We start from the raw sequence: 17993 nt of genomic DNA, 5'->3' as shown, positions 1-17993 counted from the left end.
TCGTTGAACATATAAGCAAGGATAAAATTCGATTTAACCAATTATAGCCGGGAGCATTTGCATCGCCTCCGGCTTTTTTTATAAAAGGTGAGCTTATAAGCTTATTGTTTTAAGGCTTATAAGTTTTAAATAACCTATCCCAGATGTTGGTATAAAAGCCGAAATTAAAATCAATTTCCAGGTGATGCCGATGGTGAAAAGAGGGTGTACCTAAATATTTAAAAGGAGCCATTTTTCGAACAGAGGCAGGAACGGGTTCGATACCTAAATGGCCCATGATACCGAAAAATACATTGGCTGTAAGGTAAATCAGTACCGCATAGAAATTGAAACCATAAAGAGCCAATATTACAAGCCATAAAGAGCCAAAGCCAATGGTTTCAACAGGATGGAGAACAAACAGGTCGATAGGGATAGGATCGGTGTAATGATGGTGAAATTTGTGGATCGCTTTATAAATAACTGAGTGGTGGATGAAGTAATGGAAAATGAACATGGCCAGGTCCATCAGCATAAATAAGAGCAAGAAATCAAGAAGGGTGTACCACTTTAACTGGAACGTGAGTGTTATATAGTTGTGCTTAAAAAGCCAATAACCGGCATAGGTGATCGCTGTGTTGATGGCATTGGTTAACATGCATACCAGAATCTCGTTTCGGCTTGCCCATTTTATTGGTTTGTTGGATAGTTTTAAGATCAACCATCCGAATAGCAGGGCCAGGGTAGTAACAAAAAGGTTTTCGGCTAAAAATATCGCCCATAATTTTAATGGGGACAAAGTAGCCAAAAACCTCAGCATAAATTTATGTCGTTATTATTTACTCGTACTCAAACACTCCAAACTCCGATGTCACGGTTACTTTTTTAGTATCTGCCTTTTCTACACGGCCAATAACCTGCGCATCAACACCAAAGCTTTTTGAAATATTGATCAGATCAGCAGCTATAGCTTCAGGCACGTAAAGCTCCATGCGATGTCCCATATTAAATACCTTGTACATTTCCTGCCAGCTGGTTTTTGATTCCTCGTGAATGAGTTTAAACAATGGTGGTACAGGGAACAGGTTGTCTTTTATAATATGCAAACCTTCTACAAAATGCAATACTTTGGTTTGCGCGCCGCCGCTGCAATGTACCATGCCATGAACCTGGCTGCGGTAGCCATCAAGTATTTGCTTAATGATTGGCGCGTAGGTACGGGTCGCACTTAAAACAAGCTTGCCTGCCGTTACGGTTTCACCGTTGCCAATGTCAATAGCGTCGGTAAGGTTTTTACTGCCCGAAAAGATCAGCTCGTAAGGGATGGCCGCGTCATAGCTTTCGGGGAATTTATCGGCGATGGTTTTATTAAACACATCATGGCGGGCAGATGTAAGGCCGTTTGAGCCCATGCCGCCGTTGTATTCTTTTTCATAAGTAGCCTGGCCGTATGAGGCAAGCCCTACAATTACATCGCCGGGCTCAATACGGTGGTTAGATATCACATCTTCACGTTTCATACGGCAGGTAACCGTCGAATCAACAATGATGGTACGTACCAGGTCACCCACATCAGCAGTTTCACCGCCGGTGGAGTAGATGCCTATGCCGGCCTCGCGCAGTTCTGCCAAAATTTCTTCGGTGCCATTAATGATCGCGGCAATAACTTCACCGGGAATGAGGCCTTTATTGCGGCCGATGGTTGATGACAGCAGGATATTATCTGTAGCGCCAACACAAAGCAAGTCATCAAGGTTCATGATGATGGCATCCTGGGCTATGCCGCGCCATACAGAGATATCGCCTGTCTCTTTCCAGTAGGTATACGCCAGGGACGATTTGGTACCGGCACCATCGGCATGCATAATATTGCAATACTCAGGATCGTTGGTTAAGATATCGGGTACTATTTTGCAGAAAGCTTTTGGGAAAATGCCCTTGTCGATATTTTTTATGGCATTGTGCACGTCATCTTTGGAGGCTGATACGCCACGCTGATCATATCTTTGCGAAGAAATCATGGGCAAATATAATGCTATTAACCTTAATTTCCTTACCTCAGCTATCTGAAGTCGGGGACTTAGGAGCATTATACTTGTAGTGCCAAAACTGTAATGTGTTTTAGACTTAAAAAATTATGGAATAGCTGTGGTTGCAACTACTATTATAGATAATTTGAAATCGGTGAATTTTAACAGGGAGTTTTTAATATTCCCATCCTTCATACTTGATGTCTGGTATTTCGGTTTTAGGTGATTGTCTTATTTTTCGGTTCCGCTGCTTTTTTAACCATTTTCTAAAGCCGGCTTTAGGCTTTACGTCGTATTTTCGATTAAACCAGTGTTCAATCTGTTGGTTTCTTAAAGACATATAATAAGCTATAGACGCAAGTTTAATAATTAATTAGTTGTTGTAAATTAACCTCTATTTACTTTAATGAATATAAATTGCCCTGAATTGTGTTAATTTGTAACAAATAGACTAATACATGTCATTGGTCTGTTTTATCAGCTTAATTGAAAACAATTCGCGCTCATAACTCTTCATCAGCAGAATTGGTAGTATATACTTCTTATGTTAAAAACGCTTTCCTACAAAATAAACCGCTGGCGGTTAAAACGCAATAGTCAACGTAACTTTTTAATTTATTGCAGCGTGTTTGTAGGTTTTATGGGCGGACTGGCCGCCGTTGCCCTTAAGTTTTTAGTGCATTTAATGGAAGAGTTAAGCCGGAATATCTCTTCGCACCTGTATTATCATATAGCATATGTGTTTTTACCTGCAATAGGCATTTTGGGTACGGTGCTGTATCAGCACCTGATCAATCGCGATAAGATTGAAAAAGGGATAGGTAAGGTGCTCATCAATATCAAAAAGAACCGTTCAAACATCAAAGCCAATAATATTTATTCGCATTTAATAACCAGTTCGTTAACCATAGGTTTCGGTGGCTCGGCAGGGTTGGAGGCGCCTATTGTTTGTACGGGTACAGCTATCGGTTCAAACGTAGGTAAGTTTTTTAAGCTTACACCCTATGAAAAAACGGTATTGTTGGCTGCAGGATGTTCGGCGGGCATAGCTGCTGTATTTAACAGCCCTATTGCCGGGGTGCTTTTTTCGTTAGAGATATTAATAGGAGAGATCACCATTCCCACCTTTATACCTTTATTAATAGCCTCCGCTACAGGAGTTGTGGTTTCCAAATTATTATACTCGGGGCAATTGTTCCATCTGGTTACCGAAGGCTGGGCAATGAACGCCCTGCCATTTTACGTGCTGCTTGGCATATTAAGCGGATGGATAGCGATATACATATCCAAAGTAGGGGGTAAACTTGAAGGAGGGATCCTTAAAAAACAAAACCGATATGTGAGGGCAGTTGGTGGCGGTGTGATATTAGGGTTGATCATTGCTGTGTTTCCTCAATTGTTTGGCGAGGGGTATCATTATCTCACCGAAATTTTAAATGGTAATATCAATGTATTAAAGGAAGAAAGCTTTTTTGCCAACTGGCTTTCCGAACCGCTTATCATGCTGTTATTTATAGGGGCACTCGTGTTTACCAAGATCATTGCTGCGGGTATTACCATTGGTGCCGGTGGCAATGGCGGTACATTTGCACCTACGGTATTTACCGGCGCTTTCCTGGGCTTGTTTGTGGCTTATGGGGTTAATCAAACCGGGCTGATACATTTAAATACGGTTAATTTTATTGCGGTGGGTATGGCGGGGGCCCTGGCCGGTGTATTGCATGCACCCTTAACTGCTATATTTTTGATAGCCGAAATTACCGGTGGATATGTGCTGTTTATCCCGCTCATGATCGTATCGGCTATGTCATACATCATATCTCGCTATTCATCGCCTCATAATATGTACTGGAGCCAGCTGATTCATCACAACAATATTCACCCGGGGCAGGATTATGGCATGCTTAACAGTATAATGCTTGATAGCATCATTAACCGCAAATACACCCCGGTTGATAAACAAATGCCGGTTGGCGAATTTTACCAGGTACTGGCCAAAACCGATGCTAATATTTTCCCGGTGCTTAAAGGGGACGGGAGTCTTGAAGGTGTTGTATTGATAGACGACATTCGCCGGCGCCTGTTCAATAAAGATATCGCGGATGAAAATATAGCCGATATCATGATTGAACCACCGGCTATAATTGATTATGATCAACCGGCCAGCAGCGTTATGGACACCTTTGATGCCATTGACGTATGGCAGTTACCGGTGGTAAAAGATGACGTTTTTATCGGCTTTATATCCAAATCGGCATTGCTATCAAAATACAGGGCTGTGATTATTGAACAGCATAAGGCGAGTGATTTGTTTGCATAGGCACTAATTTTACAAATTCAATCGAATTTCACGAATTGCCTTGCTTATTTGTGAGAATTAAGAGAAGAGATAGGGGCCTGGTAGCTCAGGTTATAATTCTGCACAGCCAGATTATGGGATTAAAATAAAAAACGAATTGCCACAAAATTTATCGAACTATAATTGGTGTAATTCGATTTAATTCGTGGCAATTCGTGTTAATATCTTATTTAATAAACAACAGCTCCCTGAATTTAGGCAGCGGCCATTGGCGGTCATCAACCAGTTGCTCCAGTTTATCAACGTGGTAGCGGATAGGCTGGAAGAATGATTTTACCTTTTCATCGTAATCAATAGCGCGCTGACGAAGGTCGTCGATAACGTTAGCTTTTTTGCGCTCGTTAACCATTTGCTCGGTATTGGTTTTAATGAAGTTCACATGCTCAGAGATCCTGTTAATGATGTCAAGCTGCGAAGCATAAGTTGCTTTATCCAGGCCAATATCTTTTAGTCCTTTTACATTTTCAATCAGTTTGCTTTGATAAGCAATTGCTGCCGGGATAATCACGTTCATCACCATTTCGCCAATTACGCGGGCTTCTATCTGTAGCTTTTTGTAGAAAGCATCAAGTAAGATCTCGTGACGTGCATGTGCTTCACGCACGGTGAACACGCCGGTTTCGGCAAAAAGATGTTCCGACTTATCGTTTATTAAAGCATCCAGCGCTTTTGGTGTGGTTTTAATATTGGGTAAACCTCTTAGCGCGGCTTCTTTTTCCCATTCTTCGCTATAGCCATTTCCCTCAAAGCGGATGTTTTTTGATTCTTTGATGTACTTTTTGATCACCATTAATAAAGCCAGATCTTTTTTCTCGCCTTTTTTCATCAGCTTATCTACATCGTATTTGAATTTTTTAAGCTGATCGGCAACGATAAGGTTAAGAATGGTCATCGGGCTGGCCGAGTTGGCTGATGAGCCTACTGCGCGCAGCTCAAACTTGTTACCGGTAAAGGCAAAAGGCGAAGTACGGTTGCGGTCGGTATTGTCGGGCAAAATTTGCGGGATCTTAGGGATGCCCTGCCATAACAGGTTTTCTTCTTTGATTTTTTTGCTGATGCGGGATGTTTCTATCTCATCAAGCACGTCGCTAAGCTGGCTGCCCAAAAATATAGATATAATGGCTGGAGGGGCTTCATTGGCACCTAAACGGTGGTCGTTATTAACTGATGCAATGGACGCTCTTAACAGATCAGCATGCTCGTGTACCGCTTTTATGGTGTTCACAAAAAAGGCCAGGAACATGAGGTTGTTTTTAGGCGTTTTACCAGGCGATAACAGGTTTTTGCCTGTATTGGTTATCAGCGACCAGTTATTGTGCTTGCCCGAACCATTAAGGCCTGCATATGGTTTTTCATGAAGTAACACCTTAAAGTTATGGCGCCTGGCAACACGGTCCATCAAATCCATTAACAGTTGGTTATGGTCGATGGCGAGGTTAATCTCTTCATATATCGGTGCACATTCAAACTGGGATGGAGCAACCTCATTATGACGGGTTTTAAGCGGGATGCCTAATTGCAATGCTTCGGCTTCCATATCCTGCATGTAAGCATACACGCGCTCAGGTATCGAGCCAAAGTAATGATCTTCCAGTTGCTGGTTTTTGGCCGACATGTGGCCGAATAAAGTACGGCCGGTTAAATAAAGATCGGGACGGGCATTAAATAAGGCCAGGTCAACCAAAAAGTATTCCTGCTCAATACCTAATGATGCATTTACTTTTTCTATGCCTTTATCAAAATAATGGCAAACATCAACAGCCGCTTTATCAAGCACGTTCAGTGCCTTTAATAAAGGTACTTTATAATCAAGTGCTTCGCCGGTGTACGATACGAACACTGTTGGGATACACAGGGTACGCGCCATTAAAAAGGCAGGCGAGGAAGGGTCCCAGGCAGTATAACCGCGGGCCTCAAATGTATTACGGATGCCGCCGCTCGGGAAGCTTGAGGCATCAGGCTCCTGTTGTGCAAGGGCATCGCCCGAAAAACGTTCTATAGCACCGCCATCTGCAGTGGGCTCAAAAAAAGCGTCATGCTTTTCGGCAGTGGTGCCGGTAAGCGGTTGAAACCAGTGTGTATAATGGGTTGCACCTTTGCCCAAAGCCCAGGCTTTCATTGCCGAAGCGATCTGTTCTGCCAAATCACGAGGGATCGGCTCACCTTTTTCAATTGAATTTACTATTCCCTGGTAAGCCTCTGATGAAAGGTATTCTTTCATCTTCTTTTTATCAAAAACATTCGACCCAAAATAATCGGAAATTTTTGGTGAGGGCGGTTTTACTTCAGGGATAGTTCTTGAAAGTACATCCTGTAAGGCTTTAAAACGAATATTGGACATATTTTATGAGGTTTAAATAAAGGTTAGTGTTCAAAAATATAACTATCCTTTAAAATATCGGGCAAAATTAAGTGAAATATAACATACCACCTAATCATTAAAAAACTGATATAATTTAAAGGAAAGTCTTAATTCTTCTAAAAGTTCTGCCTGAAATCAATAAAATCGTGTTTTTTTATTGCTTTTGGGCGATTATTTGCTTTTAAAGCTGATTAAATGGTATTTTAAACTGTAAAAATTAGATTTTTTAATTTTTTTAATGATGAAAATGAATTTATATTGAAAATGTCATTTTTAAATGTTTAAAAAATGACATTTTAAGAGCCTTGTTTTTGCAATTTTCATAATTTTTCTATTTTTTACCATTAATTTATCATTAATAATTTGTTATTCTTAAAAATACTACCTAATTTCAGAAAATAATTTACGAAAACACACCAATTATTATGCTTTTTATAAAAAATGAAAAAGATTAGAGGCGTGATTGAGGATTTGGAGGTGAAAAGTGTTTTGTAATTCAGGATAGCAATCAAACTAAATTTAAATACAACAATCAAACTAATTAATTTTTAAAAAACAATCAAACTAAATTAAACGATGAAAGTAGGTTCTACAAAACACAACTTCCTAAGTGCAGTCCGACAGCTGACACGTGAAAAATGGGCGCTGGGAGCAACCATTTTTACAGGGAAAATGATTGGCTTATTGCTGGTGTTTGCCGCAATGATGGTTTTGCCAGGTGTATTTGGCACAAAAGCTAACGCTGCCGAAACGTACACCGCCCATGAAACAGCGTTAATTAACACGGTTAATACTGTTTGGACACTGGTTGCTGCCTTTTTGGTATTTGGTATGCAGGCGGGTTTTGTTATGCTCGAGGCTGGTTTCGCCCGTAAGCGCGAAACAGTGAACGTGCTGATGGAGTGTATTTTTGATACTTGTCTTTGTGGTTTGCTATTTTACGCTATAGGTTATGCCTTTATGTTTGGCAATGGCAACGGCTTTATTGGCTGGGGTGGTGCTGATGGCAAAACCTGGTTCTTCCTTCAAAACACACCTGAAACTTATGGTTCAACCGGTATCCCGGTATTGGCACATTGGATTTTCCAGTACGCTTTTGCTGATACCTGCTCAACCATCGTATCTGGTGCTATGATCGGTCGTACCAGTTTCCGTGGCGATATTCTTTACAGTATCGGTATTACCGGCTTTATCTATCCTATTATCGGTCACTGGGCTTGGGGGCCGGATGGTTTCCTTGCTACCATGGGAACTTCAGGTTTCTTTAAATCAATAAGCGCTCAGCCTTTCCGTGACTTTGCAGGTTCAACAGTAGTACACACTATTGGTGGTGTGGCTTCTTTGGCTGGTGCAATGGTATTAGGCCCACGCCTGGGTAGGATATTTGCCCGCGATGATAAAGAAAAAGGCGGTTTGCCCCCAGGTCACAACTTATTGGTTGCTGCTGTAGGTGGTTTCTTACTTTGGTTTGGTTGGTATGGTTTTAACCCTGGTTCAACTTTATCGGCAATGGATATGCAGGGTATCGGCCGTGTTGCTGCAAACACTACGCTTGCTGCCTGCGCTGGCGGTTTTACTGCTATGCTTGCTGCCTTATGGTTTGGCCCAACAAAAGGCAAATTTGATTTAGCCTTTACTATTAATGGTTTCCTTGCAGGTTTAGTTGCTATTACCTGCCCTTGTTACTGGGTTAGTCCGTTTGGCGCTATCATGCTTGGTGCTATTTCAGGCTTCATTATCTTCGGCGGTGTTTACCTTATTGAGTGGTTCCGTATCGATGATCCGGTTGGTGCAGTATCAGTACACGGCTTTAACGGTATCTGGGGTACTATTTCATTAGGTTTATTCGCTTCAGGTCAATATGGTGCTACCGGCCCAACAGGTGCTGATAACTCTGCTCCGGTAACAGGTTTATTTTACGGCGGTGGTTTTGATGTATTAAAAGCTCAGCTGATCGGTAGCCTTACCATTACCCTTGCAGTATTCGCGGTATCATATGTGATGATGTTTGTGATCAACAAATTAGGTCATCCATGGAAATTGCGTATCGAAGAACACGGTGAAACAGGCGCAGGTGGTATCGACGTATTTGACCACGGTATCGAAGTTTACCCTGTTCAGGATGATGAGATCAGCTTAAGCGGTCTTTTTGATAATGGCGCTAAGGTTGCTTCTGAAGCCTGATCATATAGGAGCTTAACAGCTTAAATAAAGATATTGATGCCTTGTGCGGTTGGAGAGTGGTAGTATTAGCCTGTAGTCCTCAGTTTAAAGTCGGGAGTTCATTTCTGACTTTAAACTAAGGTGGAGGCTTAAGACTAAACAGCATTTCATATTAAAACAGCAGTAGTTGTTTAAATGGACGTTGCCGTTGCCAATCGTGCAGGGATTTTTTATGCCGACACATAAACTATCCTTTTAACTGCAAGGTGTTGATAATCAAATAATAACAGTGTATTTATCCCAAAAAACAACAATTAACAAATAGTTTATCAATTCACAATTAAATCGTTATCATGAAAAAAGTATTTCTACTCTTCTCATTTTTTTCAATTGCGGCCTTTACGGTTAAGGCTCAGGACACGGTTAAAACAACCTCAGATTCTCCTCTGGTGATCTACGGTTCGGTAGATACCTATTATAAATATGATTTTTCTGATAAGGGTTCGCAAATCCCTACCAGCTTTGCAAGTGATCATAATTCAGTATCAATTGGCATGATTGATCTGGGTTTGAAGAAAAAAGTTGGTAAAGCAGCTTTTGTGGGCGAGCTTTCATTTGGTCCGCGTGGCCAGGCCCAATCAATTCCTAATGGTCCTAATGGCGATTCATTCCACATTCAAAATTTGTATGTATCATATGATCTAACCGATAAATTAAACCTTACCGGTGGTTATATGGCTACCTTTATTGGTTATGAGGTTATTAGCCCGGTAGGTAACTTTAACTACTCTACTTCGTATTTGTTTACCAACGGTCCGTTCCAAAATCCTGGTGTTAAATTAACTTACGCGTTTAGCGATAAAGTAAGTTTAATGGCGGGTATTTTTAATGATACCTGGAACAATTATACTTCAACGCATAAGGTAAATACTTTCGGCTCACAGTTGTTTGTATCTCCTGTTAAAGGATGGACTGCTTATCTTAACCTTGCTACCGGAAGTACTTCAGGTACCGAAGTTGATTTAACAACCGCTTATCAAATTACTGATGCCTTTAAACTGGGCTTAAACGGCGCTACTTATTCAGCTCCGCATGATGGTGGTGGTTTTAGTGGCGTTGCTTTATATCCGCAGTTAGCAGTATCAAAAACAGTAACTTTAGGTTTAAGGGGCGAGTACTTTAAAACTAAAAAAGGGGATTTGGTGACTTTAGGCCCTCCTCCGGGACAAAATGTTAAAGCATTTACCTTTACTGCAAATATCAAATCAGGTCCGCTTACTTTCATTCCTGAAATCAGGTTAGATCACGGCTCATCTACTTCATTCCTGAACCACTCTGGCGATCCTTCAAAATCAGCCGGTCAGTTTGCTGTAGCTGCTGTGTACGCTTTCTAAAAAAATAATTTAATCTATTTTTATCACGAGCCGTTCCGGAATTATCCGGAGCGGCTTTTATATTTGTTACATGAAAAAGATACTATTAGGCTTTGTCGGTCTCCTTTTTTCATCCGGCGCTTTTGCGCAGAAGGATTCACTGGCTTTTGATGAGAATAATAAATACATTTATTATAAAACGGTTGACCAGCCCGGCTCCATTGCAGATTCGCTTTATAGCAGGGGATTGTATTTTTTGACCAAGGCTTATCCTAAAAAGGTGCTTAAACTGGCAAAGGCTGATAAGGATGGCAATGCGCTTACTGGTACGGGTATTTTTTTAGTTAACAAAAAAGGCCTGATGGGTAATAGTGAAGGCGGTGAGCTAAGCTATACGCTTAAAATAGAGGTAAAAGATGGCAAATACCGTTATTGGTTAACGGATTTTGTTTATCAGCCATATCAGCGTAACCGTTATGGTAATGTGGAACATATGCATGGCAAGGATGTCTCCCTGGAAAAGGCGTCGGAAAAATTATCAAAGGTTGATTTTAACGCCTGTTTAAACCAGGTGCTGAGCAACAGCAAGCATGTAGGTGATAATTTAAAGGCTTATATGCTTAAAACCTCGTCGCTTGAAAAGCCGGCGGAAGTTAAAAAAGTAAAAAGGGTATCTACTAAAGAATGGTAATTGTCTTGAGATTGGAGTTGCAGTTTCAGTAAATAATGCGCAAGATGAAATAAAAGAGCCGCACCCTGTAAAGGGTGCGGCTTATTTTTTATGTTGTTAATTGAGTTTAATCAGGTAGGGTAGGATCTGGTTATAGTTCCTCGTCGTGCTGGCTGATGTCAAGGCCTGCAAGTTCTTCTTCTGGTGTTACACGCAGTGTGCTGATCATGTCGGTGATCTTTAATAAGATGAATGAGCCGAAGAAAGCGAAGGCTGATACACCTACAAGGGTAATTAAATGAATAATGAAAAGGTGTGTTTCGCCGTAAAATAAACCGTTACCGGTTGTGTTGGCGGAGTTTACGTTTTGGTGTGCAAATACTCCGGTTAATAACATGCCTACCATACCGCCTACACCATGGCATGGGAATACATCGAGGGTATCATCAATGCTGGTTTTTGTTCTCCAGATCACAACCAGGTTACTTACAACTGCTGCTACGATACCGATAATTAATGAATGGGGAATAGTTACATAGCCCGCTGCAGGGGTGATAGCCACCAAACCTACAACCGCGCCGATACAGGCACCTAATACACCTGGTTTTTTACCGCGAAGGATATCAAAGAACATCCATGCCATAGCAGCCGCGGCTGATGCTGTGGTGGTTGTTGCCAAAGCGGTTGCTGCCAATGTGCCCGAACCCAGGGCCGAGCCTGCGTTAAAGCCAAACCAGCCAAACCACAATAAGCCTGTTCCTAATAATACATAACTGATCCGGGCCGGATTGTGTGATGTTTCATTACGGCCCTTTAAATATATGGCTGACGCCAAAGCTGCCCAGCCTGCACTCATGTGCACCACGGTGCCGCCGGCAAAGTCAAGTACACCTTTTCCGAAAAGGAAGCCTTTTGGATGCCAGGTAGCGTGAGCTAAGGGTGCATATATAAACACCATGAACAGGCAAAGGAAGATAACATAAGAGTTGAAGCGGATCCTTTCGGCAAACGCGCCGGTGATGAGGGCCGGGGTGATAACCGCAAATTTTAGCTGGAACATAGCAAATAGTATCAGCGGGATAGTTGGGGCCAGTTCCCAGGTGGCGTTGCCCAATGTGCCTTTCATCATAAAGAAAGTGCCGGGATTGCCGATAAAGCCACCAAACTCATCTTCGCCAAAGGCAAGGCTAAAGCCGAATATTACCCATATAACAGTAATTACACCCATACAAACAAAGCTTTGCAGCATGGTTGACAACACGTTTTTTTGCTCACCATACCGCCATAAAAAAATGCCAGGCCGGGGGTCATGATCAGTACAAGGGCGGTACTTACTAATAGCCAGGCGGTATCACCTGTATCAATTTTGCTGTCTTTAATGGTTGTAAGTGTAACTGAAGGGTATAGAAGGGCTAATACAATTACAATTAAAAGTATGCCGAAGGGTATGAATTTTTTCATGTTTTGGGTTTAAGGGAGGAAAAATGAAGGTTTGAATAATACTGCCCGGTATCCAATCAAAAATACCGGACAGCATTAAAACTAAATTTTTTTAAAAAACAATAAATCCTACATGCTTAATCAGAGCATGAGGGTTGGTTTATTGTTTTTTGCCTACCAAAAATCGTGAAACGGAAAAAGGATGAGCTTGCGGAACCTGGAGAGCTTACTTGTATCCAGTTCGCAAATGAAATCAAGGTATTTAAATTTAATGGCGTAGCCGCCGGGCGTTGCTACAAAGGCCTGTAAAGAATGTGCACCCCTATGCTGGTGTATATTAATAGCGGGCGTGAGCGCATTATTGAGTGTGAATTCAAAATTTAACGGGCGGTGATGCGGTATTGTCGCGGATACCGTGGTTTTTTTTGTGGTTTTGTGGTAATAATGGTATAATTCACCCTTGGCGGACGCAGTAAAGCCGCTAAAGAGTAAAAAAATAAGGCGATAAGTTTATAAAGCCTGTTAACCATATCTAAAAGTAATAAAAAAATAAAATAGCTGCACTTTTTTTTAAAATATTTTAAGATTTTGATGATTTATATATAAAAATTGTGTTCAAATGAATGTTTTTGTGCTGTTTTTATTTAATTGATAAAAAAAATGGACTTGGTTATTGATTTTTAAACAGATTATTATGATTTGATGATTTTTGTAGGAAAATGAAAATTTGATGAAAAATTATACGGAATTATTTTCGAGAAATTTAGTTTTATACAAAATATAATATAAGTATATTCGTTATAATTGAAATTTAATTCTGAAATCATGCTTATCACCAAATTTGATTTGTACAATGCCGAGTGGCTCGACCTTGTATTTGACCATCGCAACAAAAATTACGGCGCTTATGAATTAAGACAAAGCTATGGGCGTACCATGACAAAATCCATGGGGATAGCCTTTGCGGCAGTAGCCCTTTTATCGGCCGCAGCCATTATTTTTAAGGCAAAGCCGAAACCAATTGATAATAGCCGGACAATTGAAGTGACACTTGATCCTTCCATCCCCAAACCACCTGTTGAGGCTAAACCTAAGCAGCCGGATGCTTCAGCACCGGTTGAACATCAAAAGCCCGCTGCTCCTATTGAAACTAAAGGCTTTACTACTCCGCATATAGTTCCAACTGATCCGCCAACAGACCCGCCAACTATTACCGATTTGAAAGATGCAGCTATTGGGCCGGCTGATGTAAAAGGAACTCCTGGGGGAAACACTGTTATTGAGCAGCCTCAGCAAGGGGGAGGTGGCGGTGGCGCCGGAAAAGGAGAGGAGGTTGTTACTGATTTCGGTGGGCTTGAGGTTATGCCCGAACCTGTTGGCGGGGCTGCAGCCTGGGCTAAGTTTTTGCAAAAAAACCTACGCTTTCCGGGAGCCGCACAAGATGCGGGTGTTTCAGGCAAAGTTCTTCTGAGTTTCATTATTGAAAAAGATGGCACTTTATCAAATATAAAGGTGGACCGTCCAGCAGGCTATGGTTTTGATGAGGAAGCTTTACGTGTACTTAAATTAGCCAAAGCCTGGAAGCCGGGCGTGCAAAACGGCCAGAATGTACGGGTTAGGTACAGTATCCCGATAAGCTTTCAGTTAGCGACAGAAGAGTAGGTAATAATTTGCTGTGTGTTTTTAATTAAATGTGTGTTATATAGTAGCTAACTGTTTCGGCCCCGCTTACGCGGGGCTTTTTTTATCCATCATGCCTCCCGGAAAGTGGTTTATGAACAGGTGAAACATTTTTGGTAGAGACGCATAATTGCGTCTCCCATAGGACAAGCCGGTTTGTAGGTCATTAAGTTCAGGAATTTGCATGTGGGAGACGCATGTGATGCGTCTCTACATAAAACAAAATTCGTCATTGCGGGTAGCCTCCCTGGGGAACCCGGAAAAAGTTGCGGTGATGTATAAAATAGGTTTTAGTGATGGTGCGCGGGAGCCGCGTTAGTGATAGGAGCGGATACCGGCTAATGAGCATAAGGCCTGCAGGCGTATGAGCGTATAGCACGGCCGCAGGCAACGCCCATATTTATAATATTGATCGGGAAAACACATTTAACGATCAGTAACTTACAGTCGCGGTATTATAAGTAATGAAACTATGAGGCCTTATCTAATAAAATCTTCATCAGGCTGTTTTTAAATAGCCTCTTAATACCTCATTATATAAAGACTGTGCCGAAACTATCGCCGAGTATTTGCCACTTTCTGTTATTACAATAAAAGGATCTTCATTGGCGAACAGGGCGTTTGTTTGCTGCTCATTGTCCCAGTTTTTGTCTATCTGTTTTTTTATCAGTACCGGCTTAAATAAATTATCAAGGTGTACGGTGCTGATATGCTTTGCGCCGCCCGTGCTTTCAATAGTTTGGCCAAGTTCGTTCTGTAATAACTGCTCGGTTAATAATTCGTTAGGTAAACCGGTGGTGGTTGAAAATGCCATCCAGGCGTGGCTCAGGGCAAGTATACCCTGCATCCAGGGCGGTGGCGGCGGAGCATTATAATAACTGCCGGGCGGCAAGACAGCTAAAGGGCCTAATAATGCCCATTGCGCGGCAGCCGCACGGGCGGCATAAAAGGTTCTTAAATATCGCGGGTCTTCTTTTAGCAGCTGTTCCAACAGGTCGCCGGGGCGGGCCCAGCCTAAATAAGTTTGCTCTCTTGCTTCGGCAGTTGCTACAAAAACAATTTTATCGGGCTTTTTAAGGCGGTCGGCGCCGGCCAGCAAAACTAACAACCGGGTTTCCCACCAGGCGTGCCCATCTTCAAGGTCGATCACCGCGACGCCCGAAGAGGTGGCTGCGCGCAGTGTTTCGAGGATATTGGAAGTGCCGCTGTCGGCAACATACTGTCCCCGTACCCCAATATTGGCGGGCACGGTAAAACCCGAATTTGACAGTTGCTGGATTTTTGAAAAGTCGATCTTGAGGTCGCCATAGCCTATGCTGCCCCCGCGCTCAATAACTACATTGAGGATTGCGAGGACGATAGGGAGCAGGCTAAGGATAAAAATACCGATCAAAACGGTGTTATTGGCCGATTCGGCAGGCCAGCCTGTATAAACACGGAGCACCCCGGTGAGCAGCAGGAGTACCAATAAAACAACAACGGCGGTAATGATACTCACCTTTGGCGTAAACGGCCAAAAACTATGATCGCGCGGTTTCATTTATTTCGCCTTTTAATAAATATTAATGATGGTAAAAGCACAATTGTGCTTGTGCAAATCCTAATTGCTGGTTGGTATGGTTTTATTGCTGTTAGATGAATGAAATTAAATATAAATTATTGAAAAGCAATGCGTTGAACCACTTTTTGCGTGTGCGGTTTTTACGTGAATGTAGTATATAATATAGCGAAAACAACTATCTTTAATTCAATAAATTTTTTATGAAAAAGTTAATTCTGACTATATTTTTACTGGGTTTTAATTGTGCTTTTGGTTATGGGCAGGAATATGGGGCAGCTACAAATGCAACAGAGCGAAAGGTATTAAAGCTTATTAATGCTTTACCAGAGGTGCAGCGGGAAAATGAGTTTAGAAAAGCACATAAAAATCCCAGGTTGTTAAAAGCACAAATTGAGGATACACCAACTAAAGAAAATAATTATTACAAGGTATCAATAATTGAAGATCTCGGCTTTCAATTGCGAACTTATGAATGGTACGAAGTTGATGCCAAAACCTTCGCTATAAGGTATTGGGATGTCGCGAACGATAGAACCATGTCATTAAGCGAAATGCGCAAGCTTAAAAGATCTCAATGATAAACAGAATTATTTTGCAACTTCAGGAGCCGCCTGGGCCATTTCCCTTATAGAAACCCAACCGTAGGGGCTGTTTTTATACCTGACAAAAACAGTCATTGATCGCCCCCGGCCTACAGACGGCTTGCCGCCATTTACCGGGGTTGCCCTAAACGCGAATATGCAGGTTTCGATAATGGTGTTGCCATTAAAGGCGGTACTTTCAACCTGGTTCTGGATTAATTCCATCCTGGATGTACGGAACATGGCCTTTAACTGCCGGGCCAGCTGCGCGCGGCCGGTAACCACATTGCTGCCGCCAAAATATTTAACAATATCAGGATGGTGCAGCGCTACAATAGCCTTTACATCACTATGAGCAAAAGCAGCGGCAAAGGCGGCCTTGGTTTTTTCAAGAGCAAGTTTGTCGGCGGCAAGGTTATCGCTTTGGGGTGCTGAGGAGCAGCCGCAAAATATTAAAGCGATGAAAATAAGACAGCGTGATATTTTCATGCCGGTTATTGGTTTTTGATACCAAAATAGCTAATGCTAACGGTATGGGTTTGATGAATTGATGATTGTGTTGGGATAATTGACGAGATGCGGGTTGGGAGGGACGAGAGGGGGCGGATATTGATATAGCGTGCATTGAATCATTATAATTTATTTACCCATAATACTTTACCATAGGTTTCATTTGTTAACTTTATGAATCAATCTTAACCTATATATGAAAATACTTACTGAACCCATCGGGAGCATTCCGCGCCCGGTTTACTTGCAACAAGCCATGGCCGCCTTTGCAGGCGGACAAATTAAAGCCGACGAATTAAACGACCTGTTCGATCGGGCTACGCGGGAAACTATTCAGGAACTGGAAGCAACAGGTTCGCCCGTGATTAGTGATGGCGAGCAATCAAAACCAAGCTTTGTTACTTACCCAATGCAGGGTTTTAAGAACTTTGCTGCTGATGGCGTGGTGATCCCCTTTGCTGACGGGCATACCCGCCAGTTACCCAAACTAACAGCCGGCCCATTTCATTACACTACTTTTGCAAACTCATACCTAAACCAAGCCAAAAAGTATGCTAATTTGCCGGTGAAACAGGCTGTTATTTCCTGCTCGGCCATGAGCCTGCTTTATCCGCAGGAGGGCATCGACGGTTATTCGCGCGATCAGTTCCTTGCCGATTTGGTGAACGATGCGGTGTATGATATCCGCTCATGCCTTGAAAGCGGCGCTTATAATGTACAAATTGATTTTACCGAAGCCCGCCTGGCCATTAAGTTAGATCCCAGCAAACAACTGCTATCGGCTTTTATCGACCTCAATAACCAGGTACTCGACCGCTTCACTGCCGAAGAACAGAAGAAGATAGGCGTACACACTTGCCCCGGCGGTGACCATGACTCAACCCATAGCGCCGATATTTCTTATACGGAACTGCTCCCGCTGCTGTTTAAACTCCATGCCGGTAATTTTTACCTGGAATATGCAGCAGAAAAGGATAAGAAAACGGTGCTTAATGCTATTAAAGAAAACCTTGGAGCAGGCCAGCGGGTATTTCTTGGTGTTACCGATGTGATTAATCCCAAAATAGAAACTGCCGAAGAAGTAAGTGACCTGATCCTGGAAGCCGCGCAGGTGATTCCTGTTCAACAACTGGGGACTACCGACGATTGCGGTTTTTCGCCATTTGGTGATGATACTTCAACTGCGCGGGAAATTGCTTTTGCCAAGATCCGCGCCAGGGTTGAGGGTACTAAGCTGGCGGAGAAGGTATTGGGGAGGTAGAAGGTTTAAATATCTGATACTGGT

The 17993-nt window shown here is 42.3% G+C and carries 13 protein-coding genes and 1 pseudogene; 8 read left to right on the top strand and 6 right to left on the bottom strand.

The genetic code is table 11. The annotated features are described in order from the left end of the window. Nucleotides 1–109: 109 nt before the first annotated feature. Both ACRQ5D_RS32195 and ACRQ5D_RS32190 read right to left on the bottom strand, forming a co-directional pair. Complete coding sequence (locus tag ACRQ5D_RS32195) at nucleotides 110–799, bottom strand: sterol desaturase family protein (protein ID WP_091174340.1); 690 nt, start codon at nucleotides 797–799, stop codon at nucleotides 110–112. Between the two features lie 19 nt (nucleotides 800–818). Continuing rightward, nucleotides 819–2000, bottom strand: coding sequence for an AIR synthase related protein (locus ACRQ5D_RS32190; RefSeq protein ID WP_432327820.1), 1182 nt, complete (start codon nucleotides 1998–2000; stop codon nucleotides 819–821). Nucleotides 2001–2553: 553 nt separating this feature from the next. Here ACRQ5D_RS32190 and ACRQ5D_RS32185 point away from each other — a divergent pair. Then, nucleotides 2554–4329 (top strand): chloride channel protein, encoded by a 1776-nt coding sequence (locus ACRQ5D_RS32185; RefSeq protein WP_091174337.1) that lies wholly within the window; start codon nucleotides 2554–2556, stop codon nucleotides 4327–4329. Between the two features lie 205 nt (nucleotides 4330–4534). Here ACRQ5D_RS32185 and ACRQ5D_RS32180 read toward each other — a convergent pair whose 3' ends face one another. After that, nucleotides 4535–6709, bottom strand: a complete 2175-nt coding sequence (locus tag ACRQ5D_RS32180; protein ID WP_091174334.1) for a glutamine synthetase III — start codon at nucleotides 6707–6709, stop codon at nucleotides 4535–4537. Between the two features lie 597 nt (nucleotides 6710–7306). On the opposite strand from ACRQ5D_RS32180, the gene ACRQ5D_RS32175 reads away from it, so the two are divergent. The 3 genes from ACRQ5D_RS32175 (at nucleotide 7307) to ACRQ5D_RS32165 (ending at nucleotide 10957) form a co-directional block, all read left to right on the top strand. Next, nucleotides 7307–8914, top strand: a complete 1608-nt coding sequence (locus tag ACRQ5D_RS32175) for an ammonium transporter (protein ID WP_091174332.1) — start codon at nucleotides 7307–7309, stop codon at nucleotides 8912–8914. A 332-nt stretch (nucleotides 8915–9246) separates the two neighbouring features. Beyond that, nucleotides 9247–10287 (top strand): porin, encoded by a 1041-nt coding sequence (locus ACRQ5D_RS32170; protein WP_090533026.1) that lies wholly within the window; start codon nucleotides 9247–9249, stop codon nucleotides 10285–10287. A gap of 70 nt (nucleotides 10288–10357) precedes the next feature. Continuing rightward, on the top strand, nucleotides 10358–10957 hold the full coding sequence (locus ACRQ5D_RS32165) for a DUF4468 domain-containing protein (protein WP_091174329.1): 600 nt from the start codon (nucleotides 10358–10360) through the stop codon (nucleotides 10955–10957). 130 nt (nucleotides 10958–11087) lie between these two features. On the opposite strand, the pseudogene ACRQ5D_RS32160 reads toward ACRQ5D_RS32165, so the two are convergent. Then, a pseudogene (locus ACRQ5D_RS32160) lies at nucleotides 11088–12397 on the bottom strand (ammonium transporter). A gap of 165 nt (nucleotides 12398–12562) precedes the next feature. Here ACRQ5D_RS32160 and ACRQ5D_RS32155 point away from each other — a divergent pair. Both ACRQ5D_RS32155 and ACRQ5D_RS32150 read left to right on the top strand, forming a co-directional pair. Then, nucleotides 12563–12685, top strand: coding sequence for a hypothetical protein (locus ACRQ5D_RS32155; protein ID WP_431198782.1), 123 nt, complete (start codon nucleotides 12563–12565; stop codon nucleotides 12683–12685). 516 nt (nucleotides 12686–13201) lie between these two features. Further along, complete coding sequence (locus ACRQ5D_RS32150; RefSeq protein WP_432327816.1) at nucleotides 13202–14038, top strand: energy transducer TonB; 837 nt, start codon at nucleotides 13202–13204, stop codon at nucleotides 14036–14038. Between the two features lie 517 nt (nucleotides 14039–14555). On the opposite strand, the gene ACRQ5D_RS32145 is transcribed toward ACRQ5D_RS32150, so the two are convergent. Further along, the gene (locus tag ACRQ5D_RS32145) at nucleotides 14556–15596 is read right to left on the bottom strand and encodes a hypothetical protein (protein WP_091174318.1); all 1041 of its coding nucleotides are present in this window, start codon (nucleotides 15594–15596) and stop codon (nucleotides 14556–14558) included. A 221-nt stretch (nucleotides 15597–15817) separates the two neighbouring features. Here ACRQ5D_RS32145 and ACRQ5D_RS32140 point away from each other — a divergent pair, with 221 nt between their 5' ends. Beyond that, nucleotides 15818–16195, top strand: coding sequence for a hypothetical protein (locus tag ACRQ5D_RS32140; protein WP_091174315.1), 378 nt, complete (start codon nucleotides 15818–15820; stop codon nucleotides 16193–16195). A 9-nt stretch (nucleotides 16196–16204) separates the two neighbouring features. Here ACRQ5D_RS32140 and ACRQ5D_RS32135 read toward each other — a convergent pair whose 3' ends face one another. After that, nucleotides 16205–16687, bottom strand: coding sequence for a YybH family protein (locus ACRQ5D_RS32135; RefSeq protein WP_091174313.1), 483 nt, complete (start codon nucleotides 16685–16687; stop codon nucleotides 16205–16207). A 217-nt stretch (nucleotides 16688–16904) separates the two neighbouring features. Here ACRQ5D_RS32135 and ACRQ5D_RS32130 point away from each other — a divergent pair, with 217 nt between their 5' ends. Beyond that, nucleotides 16905–17969, top strand: a complete 1065-nt coding sequence (locus ACRQ5D_RS32130; RefSeq protein WP_091174310.1) for a cobalamin-independent methionine synthase II family protein — start codon at nucleotides 16905–16907, stop codon at nucleotides 17967–17969. The last annotated feature ends 24 nt before the right edge of the window (nucleotides 17970–17993 follow it).

This window comes from Mucilaginibacter sp. P25 (genome assembly GCF_050859465.1).
Taxonomy (GTDB): domain Bacteria; phylum Bacteroidota; class Bacteroidia; order Sphingobacteriales; family Sphingobacteriaceae; genus Mucilaginibacter; species Mucilaginibacter gossypii.
Note: the sequence above shows the minus strand (reverse complement) of the source record. Positions and strands in the feature narration are given on the sequence as shown.